The sequence below is a fragment of the Paenibacillus sp. Negev47 genome, assembly GCF_058313655.1.
In genome coordinates, this window is record NZ_CM177754.1 from 6123942 (window position 1) to 6138664 (window position 14723).

General features: G+C 48.1%; 8 protein-coding genes. All 8 read right to left on the reverse strand.

Translation table 11 applies throughout. The features are described 5' to 3' along the window. Nucleotides 1-42: 42 nt before the first annotated feature. Complete coding sequence (locus AC4G47_RS27600) at nucleotides 43-5037, reverse strand: fibronectin type III domain-containing protein (RefSeq protein WP_491103715.1); 4995 nt, start codon at nucleotides 5035-5037, stop codon at nucleotides 43-45. A 316-nt stretch (nucleotides 5038-5353) separates the two neighbouring features. Further along, the gene (locus tag AC4G47_RS27605) at nucleotides 5354-6250 is read right to left on the reverse strand and encodes a ComFC family protein (RefSeq protein ID WP_491103716.1); all 897 of its coding nucleotides are present in this window, start codon (nucleotides 6248-6250) and stop codon (nucleotides 5354-5356) included. Nucleotides 6251-6316: 66 nt separating this feature from the next. Next, nucleotides 6317-8209 (reverse strand): helicase-related protein, encoded by a 1893-nt coding sequence (locus tag AC4G47_RS27610; RefSeq protein WP_491103717.1) that lies wholly within the window; start codon nucleotides 8207-8209, stop codon nucleotides 6317-6319. 443 nt (nucleotides 8210-8652) lie between these two features. Beyond that, nucleotides 8653-9030 carry a hypothetical protein gene (locus AC4G47_RS27615; RefSeq protein WP_336762423.1) on the reverse strand — a complete coding sequence of 126 codons (378 nt, stop codon included), beginning with the start codon at nucleotides 9028-9030 and terminating at the stop codon, nucleotides 8653-8655. A gap of 353 nt (nucleotides 9031-9383) precedes the next feature. Next, on the reverse strand, nucleotides 9384-10106 hold the full coding sequence (locus AC4G47_RS27620) for a response regulator transcription factor (RefSeq protein ID WP_026081439.1): 723 nt from the start codon (nucleotides 10104-10106) through the stop codon (nucleotides 9384-9386). A 7-nt stretch (nucleotides 10107-10113) separates the two neighbouring features. After that, nucleotides 10114-11274: a sensor histidine kinase gene (locus AC4G47_RS27625; protein WP_307541774.1), complete on the reverse strand. Its 1161-nt coding sequence runs from the start codon at nucleotides 11272-11274 to the stop codon at nucleotides 10114-10116. A 47-nt stretch (nucleotides 11275-11321) separates the two neighbouring features. Continuing rightward, the gene (locus AC4G47_RS27630) at nucleotides 11322-14045 is read right to left on the reverse strand and encodes a stalk domain-containing protein (RefSeq protein ID WP_491106812.1); all 2724 of its coding nucleotides are present in this window, start codon (nucleotides 14043-14045) and stop codon (nucleotides 11322-11324) included. A gap of 301 nt (nucleotides 14046-14346) precedes the next feature. Beyond that, entirely contained in the window at nucleotides 14347-14715 is a 369-nt protein-coding gene (locus tag AC4G47_RS27635) for a hypothetical protein (RefSeq protein ID WP_491103719.1), read from the reverse strand. Nucleotides 14716-14723 lie beyond the last annotated feature (8 nt).

Genomic DNA, 14723 nt, shown 5'->3' on the forward strand with positions numbered 1-14723 from the left:
CAGGATGCATATATACGCAACCCTGTTCCCCATTATACATCACTAATTCAAAGTTCTAATACTTAGTACTGAAGACCATACGCTTGTGTTCTGATCATTGAATGCCCGAACACGATATTTATGCGAACTGGACGGTAACAGATCAGACTGAATAAACGTTGTTTCACTGACAGTCGCCACAATTTGCCCATCGGCTTCAATTTCGTAAGACGAAGCTCCCTCAACCGCGTCCCACGTCAGAATAACGTTCGTTCTGTCCGAAGTTCCCTTCAGCACAGCTGCAGTTAATTGAGTCGTCCCCATTATGGTCTCACTCCAAGCTCCTGCACCAGAAGCATTTTTGGCACGAATCCGGAATGTATGCTCCGTATTTGGTGCAAGGCCACTTTTGGTGTAAGCAACTCCACTCACGGCTACCACCGTACCATCAATCTCAAGGTCATAACCAGTAGCTCCGGTAACGGCACCCCATTTCAGCGAGATACCCACTGTTGTTGCAGAGTTAATACTCAAACCTGAGACACTCGCAGGTAACGTAGTTTGGGACAATATTGCTGTCCATGCGCTCACATTGGTGTCGGTCAGGGCACGAATACGGTATTTATGAATCGTGCCACCAAGTACTCCATTATGGACATACGAGAGATCACTCACAGTAGCAACTACTATGCCATCTGCCTCAATCTCATATTTTGTTGCACCAGCAACTTCATTCCATGTCAGCGTAACTGAAGTTTCTTCAGGTACAGCTTTCAGTGTTGTTGGTACATTTAATTGGGTAGAGGCGGTTACGATCTCACTCCAGTTACCGATGCCAGCAGCATTTTTGCCACGAATGCGGAAGGTATGATCTGTATTGGCCAGAAGACCACTTTTCGTATAAGCAGCTCCACTCACAGAAATCACAACACCGTCAATTTCCAAATCATAAGCGGTAGCACCTGTAACAGGGGTCCATTTCATTGAGATAGCCACAGGTGTAGCGGCATTTAACATGAGACCGTTAACTATAGCAGGGATGGTACTTTGCGTCAGGATTGCTGTCCATGCACTCGTATTGGTCTCCGTCAACGCACGAATGCGATATTTGTGCGCCGTTCCTGGCAGCAATGATGTATGGGTGAAGCTAGGTTCTTCTACCGTTGCCACTACTGCTCCGTCTGCCTCAATCTCATACTTCGTTGCGTCTGCTACCTCAGCCCACGTCAGATTGACAGCAGTTTCTTCCGATGTTGCCTTTAATACTGGTGTATTCAGCAGTGTCGTTCCACTGATCAGGTCGCTCCATACCCCTACACCAGCGGCATTTTTCGAACGAATACGGAAGGTATGATCTGTGTTCGCTGCAAGACCACTCTTCGTGTAAGCTACTCCCGTTACGGGGACAACCGTTCCATCTATTTCTAAATCGTATCCTGTCGCTCCCGTTACCGCTGTCCATTTCAATGCAATAGCGACATTCGTGGCCGAGCTAACAGTTAATCCTGTAACTGAGGCAGGAATAGTACTCTGCGTCAGGATTGCTGTCCATGCACTCGTATTGGTAGCCGTCAACGCACGAATGCGATATTTGTGCGCCGTTCCTGGCAGCAATGATGTATGGGTGAAGCTAGGTTCTTCAACCGTTGCCACTACTGCTCCATCCGCTTCAATCTCATACTTCGTTGCGTCTGCTACCTCAGCCCACGTCAGCTTGACAGCAGTCTCTTCCGATGTTGCTTTTAATACTGGTGTATTCAGCAGTGTCGTTCCATTGATGAGTTCACTCCACACTCCTACACCGGCCGCATTCTTCGAACGAATACGGAAGGTATGATCTGTGTTCGCTGCAAGACCACTCTTCGTATAGGCTACTCCTGTTACGGGGACAACCGCTCCATCGATCTCCAGATCGTATCCTGTCGCTCCCGTTACTGCTGTCCATTTCAATGCAACAGCGACATTCGTGGCCGAGCTAACAGTTAATCCTGTAACTGAAGCAGGGATGGTACTCTGCGTCAGGATTGCTGTCCATGCACTCGTATTGGTAGCCGTCAACGCACGAATGCGATATTTGTGCGCCGTTCCTGGCAGCAATGATGTATGAGTGAAGCTAGGTTCTTCTACCGTTGCCACTACTGCTCCGTCCGCTTCAATCTCATACTTCATTGCATCAGCAATGGCTGCCCATGTCAGGTTGATTGCAGTTTCTTCCGATGTTGCTTTTAATACTGGTGTATTTAGCAGTGTCGTTCCATTGATGAATTCACTCCACACTCCTACACCGGCCGCATTCTTCGAACGAATACGGAAGGTATGATCTGTGTTCGCTGCAAGACCACTCTTCGTATAGGCTACTCCTGTTACGGGGACAACCACTCCATCGATTTCCAGATCGTATCCTGTCGCTCCCGTTACTACTGTCCATTTCAATGCAACAGCGACATTCGTGGCCGAGCTAACAGTTAATCCTGTAACTGAAGCAGGAATGGTACTCTGCGTCAGGATTGCTGTCCATGCACTCGTATTGGTCTCCGTCAACGCACGAATGCGATATTTGTGCGCCGTTCCTGGCAGCAATGATGTATGGGTGAAGCTAGGTTCTTCAACCGTTGCCACTACTGCTCCATCCGCTTCAATCTCATACTTCGTTGCGTCTGCTACCTCAGCCCACGTCAGCTTGACAGCAGTCTCTTCCGATGTTGCTTTTAATACTGGTGTATTTAGCAGTGTCGTTCCATTGATGAATTCACTCCACACTCCTACACCGGCCGCATTCTTCGAACGAATACGGAAGGTATGATCTGTGTTCGCTGCAAGACCACTCTTCGTATAGGCTACTCCTGTTACGGGGACAACCGTTCCATCAATCTCCAGATCGTATCCTGTCGCTCCCGCTACCGCTGTCCATTTCAATGCAATGGCTACATTCGTAACCGAGCTTACTGTTAATCCTGTAACTGAAGCAGGGATGGTGCTCTGCGTCAGGATTGCTGTCCATGCACTTGTATTGGTATCCGTCAACGCACGAATGCGATACTTATGGGCAGTTCCTGGCAGCAGCGCTGCATGGCTATAGTTAGGCTCTTCTACTGTTGCCACTACTGCTCCGTCAGCCTCAATCTCGTATGTAGTCGCATCTGCTACATCAGCCCAAGTCAGGTTGATATTCGTTTCTTCTGATACCGCCTTTAATACAGGTGTATTCAACAGTGTCGTTGTACTGAGCGGATCACTCCAATCACCCACACCTGCAGCATTTTTCGAACGAATACGGAAGGTGTGTTCTGTATTTGCTGCAAGGCTACTCTTTGTGTAGGCTACGCCAGTAACAGCTACAATTGTACCGTCAATCTCCAAATCATATCCTGTCGCTCCTGTCACTGCTGTCCATTTCAGACCAATAGCTGCATTAGTGACCGAGTTTATAGTGAGATTCGAAACAGGACCAGGGAGTGTACTTTGGGACAAAATTGTAGTCCATGCACTTGTATTCGTATCATTCAAAGCTCGTACACGATATTTATGAAGTGTCCCTGGTGATAGATCAGTGTGTGTATAAGCCGGATCTACAACAACTCCTACGTTACCTCCATCAGCTTCAACCTCATAAGAGGTAGCCCCCTCAATTGCAGGCCATACCAAAATCATCTCTTCTTGCGATGAAATTGCTTTAAGAACAGGTGTACTTAAAAGTGTCGAAACAGTTAGCATATCAGTCCACTTACCTACGCCGCCTGCATTTTTAGATCTCAATCGAAATGTGTGCTCGGTATTGGGCGTAAGAGCTGTCTTACTGTATGTTGTACCAGAGACCGGAACGACGACCCCATCAACCTCCAGGTCATATCCACTAGAACCTTTAATTGCAGTCCAACTTAAAGAGATTTTATTGAATGTATTTTCTGTAATTTTCAAATCACTTGCTGAGTCTGGCACAACAAGTTGCGTAACCGTTCTGCTCCAGTTGCTCTCATTATCTGAAGATAGTGCTTTTAATGCATAGGTATGACTGGAGTTTGCCTCCAAATCAACGTGTTCGTAATTAGTTACATTACCTAGATCAATCGGGGCTTCACCATCAATCTGGAGTTGATAACCATCGGCATGATTAATTGCAGCCCACTCTATTATATTTTTCCCTTGCTCAGAGCTCGTGGAGATAACAGGTTCGTTAAGCAGTGTTTTGATATTAAAGACACTACTCCATTCACTTTTGCCTATAGAATTTATAGCACGTATTTTGTAAGAGTAATTTTTGTTAGGGATAAGTACGGCATCATCGAAGCTCGTACCATAATAAGGCCCCATTAAAATACCATCACGCTCAAGTTCATATTGTACAGCTTCCTGTGCATGATCCCAGCGAATATGAGTAATGTTTTCACTTGAGTTACCCGTTATATTCGAAGGCACAGATGGTACTTTATTAATCGGTAACGGATTTACCTCCTGTTTGGTAAAAGAAGCGGGTTCAGCTTTACGTGTATAGTACGGATTTAGTTCAGAGTAAAAATCTACAACCTCTCCCGTATCTGCGTTTACAACCAAACTCAACTGTCTTACATCATAATCATATACATCAATTGGCGTTAGTTGACCCAGCACATTATAGTTAGTAATTGTCCACTGTCCAACTTGAGTACCCGACTGTCGGTACGTCATCTCGGTAGCAATTTCACGAACTTTGCTCAGATCGATAAGAAAAGCATTGTCTACCTGTCCGGCATATTTGGATGTGTACGATCCAAAACTTATATTGGTAATATCACTTGTGAAACCCAAGATAGACTGCCTTCTGGTGAACGAATAACCTGATGTTGAAATATTATAGGATCTCGCCCAACTTAAATTAATATCTTTCTGGTTCACCTGTAACTTACCATTATTATCAGTCATTACATATTGGTAATCATTACTTGATGAGACTATCCCGCTTCCTACTGCTGCATGTGCCCGGTTCCCCCCGTACACACCAAACTGTCCGAATACCAGCATGACTACTAGTAGACGGACGGTCCATAAGTAAAATCCATTTTTTCTTTTTCCTGCGACCACTTTTGTTCTCCCCTTCAAAAGATATGTTGTGCCACTCCCTATGCTGTCACTTGTGGTGAACGGCAAAACTATCTATTCTGCGTGAGAAAACCAATTCCTCTTTTTTACATGTGAAAATTTTCTTATAACGCTTTCATTCATAATTTCTTCAAACAACTATACTTCAAATGGTATAAATGGAGTGGAGACACGCATTAACATACCAATAATTAATAAAGGAATTTATTTTCCTGTCTACTATTAATCAGAATGTATAGATTCCCAACCTAGAGTGGCTAAAGAATACTAGACCCTCATTCATTATTTGGATTTCCTCCTAGGATCGTGCCAATGTCAATGTGTAAATCTCGACCCGAATCTCCATGGAAAAGGCAGCATTTAGGATAACCCGCCCACAAGCGTCCAAGGTGCTACCTGTTGTGTATATATCATCGATTAGCAGTAACTGTATGGTTTTGGCATGTGACATGCTCATCTGTGTTGGCAGATAAAATTCCCTGTATAGCTCTCCTATAAAATGCATGCCATCCGGGTTGATGGAAAAAACATTCTTCATCGTTTCAATACGCTCACCGCGTGATTTGAAGCTTTGTTTGGTGGTGTTGATCTGGCGCTGCAACAGATCCACGACGGGTAGGCGGCAGGCGGCGGCAAGTCCTGTCGCCAGCCGCTCTGCCTGATTGAAGCCGCGCTCGGCTAGGCGCTCGCTGCTCACCGGAACATAGGTGACTGCGTCAGGCCGCCATTGCGGCTTCTTTTGTTGAGCAGGTGTGGCGAGATGAGCCACGGGGGCTGGGGGTTCTTTTGCCGAAGCAGAATTCTGTTCCTCGCTCATCGCTTGAAAAGCTTGAATCAACAGCGCGGTTAAGAGCGGCGCGTATCGTTCATGGCCTCTGAATTTGTACATGCCTATCCATTCTTTCATAAGAGGGTTGTATTGTACGGCGCTGCGGTTGGAGATAAAAGAACGGTTTTGCATGTGTGGACGAGCACAGTCCGGGCACCCGACACCCCGACCACAACGCAGACAGCGGATGGAACGAATCCATGGAATCTGTTTCACACAGCGTGGGCATATGCCCGGATAGATTGGAGACAGAATCGCTCGAGTGCCACATGTCAGACAAGTTGCTCCCGGTGGGGCGAGCAGTTGGTGAAGACGCTGAGTCAGGTACTGCGCGTGATCGGTGATGTTGCTGAGCCAGTTTAACATTAGGATGCAAACCTCCAGTCTGATGAATGTAATGTGAAATATGGATATAAACTTGGTAGATGACGATTATGTTTGGGATGGCGAATGCAGATAGCCTTTCCGACGAGCGATAGCGTTCATTTTCCGAATCTGTGCAACGGCCTTCACCTGTGAACGTGTCCGACGAGAAGATGCAAAAATCACTCTGCCCGCCGGGTCATCCATGGAACGCCCTGCTCTACCCGCCATCTGAACCAGCGATGCCTCATCGAAGAGCCCATTGTCAGCATCCAATATAAAGACATCGCTTCGCGGAATGGTCACGCCACGCTCCAGAATTGTGGTGGTTACGAGCAGACGAATCATACGTTCACGAAAGGCTGTAACTTTGCTAGCGCGATCGGGGTCCTGAGATGATGTTCCTTCGATATGAATTCCGGGAAAGGTACGACGCATCAGGTTCACAAACGCCTCAATCTGGGCAATGCGTGTTACAAAGACAAATACCTGAGCGTCGCGCTTCAATGAAAATTGGATGTTACTCTTCAAGGCAGAAGGAAGATTTCGTTTCTTAATACATTCAGCAACGGTAACCATCTTGATCAATCTTGGCACGGGCAAAGGATGACGGTGGAAACGTACTGGAACTTTGGCATGAGTGAGTTTCCCCTGCGCTGCTTCCCTCTGTAGCCGAGCTGGCGGTGTGGCAGATAGATAAACAAAATTCCCGTCCGGTTTACAGGAGGATGCCGCCGCGTGAGCGAGCATGGGATCGTTGTGATAGGGGAAAGCATCCAGTTCGTCGATAATGACGAGATCGAACCCCTGATAAAAACGCATCAGTTGATGTGTGGTCGCGAGCGTGAGCTGAGCGTCTTTCCAGCGTTCGTCACTGCCTCCGTAAAGGGTAGCGAGTGAGGTGTCCGGGAAAGCCTTCGCCAGACGTGGAGCCAGCTCCAGCACCACGTCTCTGCGTGGCGTAGCGACCAGAGCTCGTCCGCCACGATCCAATGTATGTTGGAGCAGTGGGAAAATCATCTCGGTCTTGCCGGCCCCGGTCACGGCCCACAGCAAAAACCGCCCCGGCCCATCCCCTGCGGGTGGCCGGGCCAAAAACGCGAGCGCAGCGGCTGCTGCCGCGCTCTGCGCTGCGCTAAGCCCCCACCGGGCGAGCCCGCCGCCGGTGGGGGCCAAGGCCGTGCCACCACGCGGTGCTTCCCCGCGTGGTGGCACGGCCCCTTGCGCTGCACTGCGTAGCAGCAGCGCACAGGCACGGCTGCGCCCCAGCGCGAGGCAAGCCTCGCAGTAGGCGCACGCCGCCAGGCCGCAGGCAGCGCAGGGCACGCGCTGCCTGGCTTCGCTGCCACAACGGTGGCAGCGGGGCGCGCTCCGCGCGCGTCCAAGCCACGCGTGCCGACGGCGCGTGGCAGGCCCTTCAAGGGCGGCTGTGATGCTCAGCCGCCCATGCAAGCGCGCGAGCTGCGCAGCCGCGCGCCACTCCCCTGGCGGCTGGGCGGTATCCACCAGCAACGCCTCCGCCTCGGCCGCCAGTAATTGGCGGCCGCTGATCCGCTCAGCCAGCAGGGCCGCATCCCGCTCCAGCTGAGCCCAATGCCTGGCGGGATACGATTCTGGCATCCCGCCTACCAAAGCACCACGCACAGCGGGACTCCCCGGTTTGCCCGCTGTAGCTTTCCTGGCCTCTGTTTCACCCGAGGCCAGTTCATACACATCCAGATTTCGCGCAAGATAGCTCTGCCATTCGCGCTCGCCCCACTGATCCATGCCCCACTCCATCTCAAAATGTTCGACCAACCAGGATGCCTGGCTTAGCGGCAACGCCGTATCCAACAACAACCAGCGCAGCACATGGCGGCCACTTCCTCCCTCCAGCCACCAAGCTACATCCACTCGAATATCGAGAGACAACATCATTCTCCACCCTTCCCGTACACGGCGTACATATAAGGAAACTTTCATTTATGCTCCTCCCCCATCACACATTTTCCGAACGCAAAAAAAGCACATGACAACCCGGCTGTTCGCCGGAGCATGTGCTTCATGTCCATATTCGATCTTCGTATGATCAATCTACTTATCACTATACCAATTGAATCTCTACTTCACAAGATTAGTCATGCATCATATAATTCTTCTAATAACCAGAATCTATCTTTAAAATTGCGAAACTTTTTCCAGTCTGCTTCGTCTATACTTTTAAATTAAGAGTTCTGACTTCGAAAAGCTTATTTCTTTGACCAAGAATTCACCACATCCAGGCAATAACCATAGATTGCATAAAAACCCATTTTTAATTTAAAAGCAGACTTGGCTACAATTACAAAAAAAGACTACAGCTTCTGCTGTAATCTTTTCACTGTAGATCTGCGAAATGCCCATCCCATTTCCGTTCACACCCTGATCTATTGCTTTGGCTCACGCAAATCAATCAAGCGAAACGTGTGATCGGTCTGTGCTACCCGTTCAATATCAGCAGGGACAGCAGGCAGATAAGATGTCTCCATTCCTTGCCTTTGCATAAGCTTTTCAATAATCGTAATCGTTTCCGCTTCTGTACGATCAGCGACAACTGTTAATCTGAAGCTCTTTCCACGGTACAACAATTCCCGGCAAAGTGCTCTTACAGTGCCTTCGATCCGTCCTGCCTGATTGGAAGGGATGAGCAGGATCTGCTCGAAGCCTTCAGATTCCGGACGGGAAAGATGGCGCTGGTGCATGGCATGAACGGCCATTGCCGCCAGGAAGTATATGAGCAGAATCATAGTCAGATGAGCAACCATGGCAACTGCACCTCCTCGGAAGGTCATGCTCACCCATGGCGAACATCCCTGTATACAGCAGTATATGCTGTACTTTCTGAAGGGTTACATTTGCAACTCCTATCACTCATATTCCATTCTGATCGACACTGGACGAAGAAAGACAGGCCAGGTCATTCATTCACGCCTAGCTTGAACATATGTTCTGCACAACTTCACACTTTGCTCATTCACAGTGATAAAGTCCATTAACCCGCAGACCAATCCAACATTCTGGAAAGGGCGCGAGTGAACACCAATCTATACCTCATCAGGTTGCATCAACCAATGGACTGACTTCCGACAAGAATATTGCTTTAAGAAAAAATAAGGTATTAGAGCGTAACCCAACCATATTTAATCGAATTGATTACAGCTTGTGTACGGTCGTCCACTTCCATCTTCTGCAGAATACTGCTGACATGGTTTTTTACCGTTTTTTCACTGATGAACAGGAATTCACCAATCATTTTGTTGCTCTTACCTTCTGCCATCAAGCGCAGCACTTCAGCCTCACGACGTGTGAGCGGGTTATTGTCGCCAGCGACAAATTTAACGCCTGCTTCCTTCGAAGCTCCTTCACTCATTGCCCCTGTTTCATTAAGATACGTCATACGGCGCAGCTGCATGATCAGTTTGCCGGTTACTTTCGGATGAATGAATGCATGTCCTTCATGCACGGAACGAATCGCATTGATCAGAGACTCAGCCTCCATATCCTTCAGCAAGTATCCATTAGCCCCTTTACGAAGCGTCTCAAATACATAACTTTCATCATCATGAATGGACAAGATAATCACTTTGACATCAGGGAACAGCTCACGCAATTTCTCCGTTGCCTCAACCCCGTTTTCGATCGGCATGTTAATATCCATCAATACGATATCAGGTTTATCCTGATTACAGAACTCGAGCACTTGAATACCATCGCCGCACTCGCCGATGACCTCAATGTCGTCCTCCATATTTAAAATGCGTTTCAGTCCCTCACGGAACAGCTGATGATCATCAGCCAAAAGAACTTTAATTGATGCTTTACCAGTATCACGGTTTTCCATCATCCTGCTACTCCTTCCCCTTATCCACGTTTGTCGGGATATGAATTACTATTTTGGTTCCTTGATTTTCTCCGGATTCAATCTCTATTCTTCCTTCTAACAGTTCAACCCGTTCTCTCATCCCAATCAGACCGAAGTGGGTATGATCCTTGCTTTTCTTCGCAAGAAGCTCCGGTTTGAACCCAAGCCCATTGTCCTGAACGACAATTTTGACGAGCTGAGCCTGATATGTAATTTCCACTACAACATATGTGGGATAAGCATGCTTTGCAGCATTCGACAGACCTTCCTGCACGAGGCGGTAGATCGCAGCCTCCATGGCTGAAGATAAACGATGTTCCTTGCCTCTTGTTTCAAAAAGCGACCGGATTTTCGTTTTTACCTCAAAATCCTGCACATACTTCCGAAGCGTTGGAATCAGCCCCAGATCATCCAGTGCCATAGGACGCAGATTGAAAATTACTTTTCTCATTTCTTCAAGACTGGAACGAACCTGGCCTTTCAAATCTACTATTTCGGCCTGGACCATCTTAAAATCCTGCTTAATGAGCATTCTTTCTACAATTTCCGTCCTAAGCACTAGATTGGCTAGCATCTGCGCAGGCCCGTCATGAATCTCACGAGCAATGCGTTTCCGCTCTTCTTCCTGGGCCAAAATTATTTTCAAACCAATCATTTGTCGATTTTTGGCAGATTCGATGATCCGGGTCACTTGACCCAGTTCACCTGACAGGTACTCGAGTACAACACCCATCTGCGAACCGATGGTCTCGGCACGCTCCACAGAAGCTTCCACATTTTTGGCACGCTTCTGCAGATCATCCCGACGGGCCTTCAGATACATTTCCTTCTCACGATAAATCATCAAATCCAGCTGCAGCTGTGTTGCTTTCTCATACGCCTGCTTGATATCATGCTCGGAATACCGGACAAAGTCACGGCTAACCTCCGTCAGCCGGATCCGGGAACGGCGGTAGTTCAGCTCCAATTGATCTACTTTCTCGATCGTTTCCGCCGTCTCCTTCAGTACCGACTTCAACTCCTCGTTGAGTGTTTTCAGCTCATCGCGGGTCGAGTCCATGATTTCGAACATTTGATATTTGCTGTTTTCCATGACTTGTATGGCGTTTTTAATGACGCGGTCTATGGCATCGGCTTGTAAATCCACGTTTGTTCGACTCCATTTCTATCGTTTCCGGTATATATCATACCATATCACGATGAGATGGTAACGGTCTTCGTTTTCTGTTCCCATTTTACAGTCAGACCAAGTTGCTCGGAAACGAGTCTAAGCGGGACCAAAGTCCTACCACCCGTTACGTATGGTGCAACGGTTGCGCTCTGTCTTTTACCATTCAGAATGAATTCTTTCTGTCCTACAACCAGATCAATCAGCTTGCCCCCACGTAATACCGTGATCCGCTGATTTTTGCTATCCCAGCTTGCCTGACCACCAAAAGCATCCAAAACATGTTTGATTGGCACATACGTGGTACCATTTTTCAGGATCGGTGCTGCATCAATTGCTTTTTTCGTTCCATTCACTGTCATCGACTTCTGTCCAAGCACTAGCGAAGCTGTACCCGTAGGCAATCCGACTTCACTGGACTTGGAAGGCATCGTGAATGCGATGTTGTCAAAGGCAACCGTACCCGATTTCGCACGCTCATCCTGTCCTTCTTCCACGTTTACTACATAGACACGTTTCAGCTTCGCCGGATAGGCGATGTTCAGTCCGTTCAGGTCCACGCTCAGCTTCTTCCACCCGTTCCAGTCAATTGCCTTGGCGAGATCGGCATATACTGTTTTGCCATTGGCATCCGTGAATTCGGCACGCAGCCAGTTCAGGCTCTTATCTCCCATAACATCCATTGACATTGATGTGGCTGCAGCAGATAACTCTCTGCCGGTAGAACCGTTCAGTTGTGCATAAGCGTACATTTTGCCTGTTCCAGCTGTCATGTCATAACCGAGTTGCAGTACATTGGAGCCAGCTTTCTCACCCGTTCCTGATGTAACGGTTGCCGAACCAGTTACACCTGCTGCGTTCGTCGTGAAGTTGATCGGATAATTCACGTTTTCGAAATTCTCCCAGATCGTTTCGCTGGCAGAAGCCGAGAGTACTACGACTGTGCTATAACCATCATAACGTCCAATCGCATATCCCACTTGTGCACCGGAATTGACGGAAGATACCGTTAATTGGTCAGCAGTCACTTTACCTTTGAAGCCGATAAATTCCCATGTCAGCGAGTCTGCCGGAACCGTTACACTTTGTCCGCTCTTCGTCGTTGCCGTCACCGGAATTGACATCGTTGTGCCCGCTTTGAGCGAACCGAGACCCGATCCTGCTGTCAGGGAAGACAATTCACTTCCACCCAGTACCGATACTTTAATGGAGGATGAAGCTCCATTGCTCGTTGCCGTCAGGGTTGCTGTACCCGGCTTCAAGCCTTTGATCGTTCCGTTGCTAACACTCACGATGCTGTTGTTGCTGGACTTCCAGGACATGCTGATATCGCCTGTTGCGATCGGGTTATAGTAGGTGTCATATCCTTTGGCTGTGTACTTGCCCTCTTGTCCCACCAGCAACGTTTGGCTGCCACTCACGGCAAAGCCCTTCAGTTTACCTGCGGGAGCCGTAGAGAACACCCCCAGCGTGTTTACAACCTGACGTTGCTCGGTGCCATACTCTGTGTTGAACGTCAGGCTGGCTGTTTGCTCCCCTAACGGACGGGTCACCATTGTTGTGGAGCCGCCTCCGTCCAGGTTCATGCCTTTCCAGACACCCACACTGGTCATAAAGGACTGCAGTTCTGTCAGCGACATACCGCTGCTGTTACTATTTTTCTCTGCGGCAATGATGTAGACATACCGACCATCCTGGGAGTATCCTACTGCCGTTCTTGCACGAATGCCACCGATGCCTGAAGATGCGATATCACGGGAAAAGGAAGCTGCCTTTCCACCGTTCACCAAAATGGTGTGACCACCAATCATCATCTCCAGGTTACTTGGATCAACCGATTGCCCGGTTGTTTTGGCTTTTAACTTGTAATCCGCATCCAAGGTTTGTCCAACAGATAGATGGCTCATGATCCATGTCGCCGCTGTTCCATGCGCACGCAAAATGTACCCATCCTTCGGCACCGTCATGTTTAGCGCTTTTTTATCCGAGATTTGGGTAATTACCCCGTTCTGTACTAGAACCTCTGTTGGTGTTGTGGAAGGGTCATTTGGGCGTTTGGTGGACGTCCATTCCGGTGTATAAATATACATCGAATTGGCATGGCTATATTTTACCGCCCCCGACTCTACTGTATAATCCTCTTTATTTATCCCACGCAAAGCAAATGTTGAACCATCCTGTGCCTTCACGGTCCCATCAAAAGAATACTCGTCGATCATCGGTTTGCCATCCTTGGTCACCGTGAGGGCATACATGCCCGACAGTTCGGAAGGTGTGGAGACCAATACACCATCGGAGACCTGTCCACCAATGGGGGCGAGCTCCCCGGAGACATTGAAGTAATCGCCATTCACAGCGGCTACTGCACCATTTTCCTTAGCCATGGCACCTGTGCTCTGTTTACTGTTCAGATTACCGCCCTTGCCTGTCATTACATCCAGCTTCACATACGGGTTCTGCAGATCCACCTGGATCACATCCGCCAGTACGTTGACCTTGGAACCGGAACGTGTTGTCGTATATCTGTATTTCAAGAGCTTCGCACCCGAAGTCAGAATTTCCTCACTCAACTTGCTTGTATTCGTAGATGCTGCTGCGGCCACCGATTGCCATGAAGTACCCGACCACATCTGCCCGCCTGCACTCATCACTGGTGCAATCCAGATTACACCCGCCAGCGTCACAATCGCCCATTTCTTCACCTTACTACCCTTAACGTCTTCCAGCTGTTTCCCATGTTTCCCCAGCATGTCTGAAACGTCTCTCCCATCTTGTATATCAATCTTAGACATCACGGACACTACCCAATGACAGTAGATAGCGAGATCTCTAGTATACTCTTCTATTAATAGACTGCTTTTTGTGGAAAAAGTTACGCCAATAGCTAACTTTGAGGATATTCTTGGCAAAAAAGAATCCCAGGCACGGCATTAACTGCGCACCTGGGTTCTACCTGAATAATGATTTATGTTGAATCCTATTCTAATTCTTGAAAAAACATTTCGGGAAACTCTCTATTCGACTTTTGATCATACTTAACCGAATGCTTGGTTAACCAGGCGGCATAACGGATAGGTAAATAGAAATTTCCATCAATCTGAGTACCTGGCCTTTGTAATTCGTAGTAATCTCCCGATCCACTAATGTAACCATCATCCGGTAGGAAGATAAATGTTGAATTCCCGATCCTGCTGAAATCTCTCGATCTACCACTGAGTAATCCGCTTGGTACCCCATTAGTTGAATAAACTCTCGAAATGGAACATACACCGTTCCTGATTTTGTCATCAGTTTAATGTCTGTAGCCTTTTCATTAACGTACAGTTGTATGGATTCTTTATTGTTTTGGCATAAGCCAGAGATGGTATGGATATTAACCCCACAACGAGGGAGAATACTGGCATTTTTTAGCAAATTCACACCCTCTA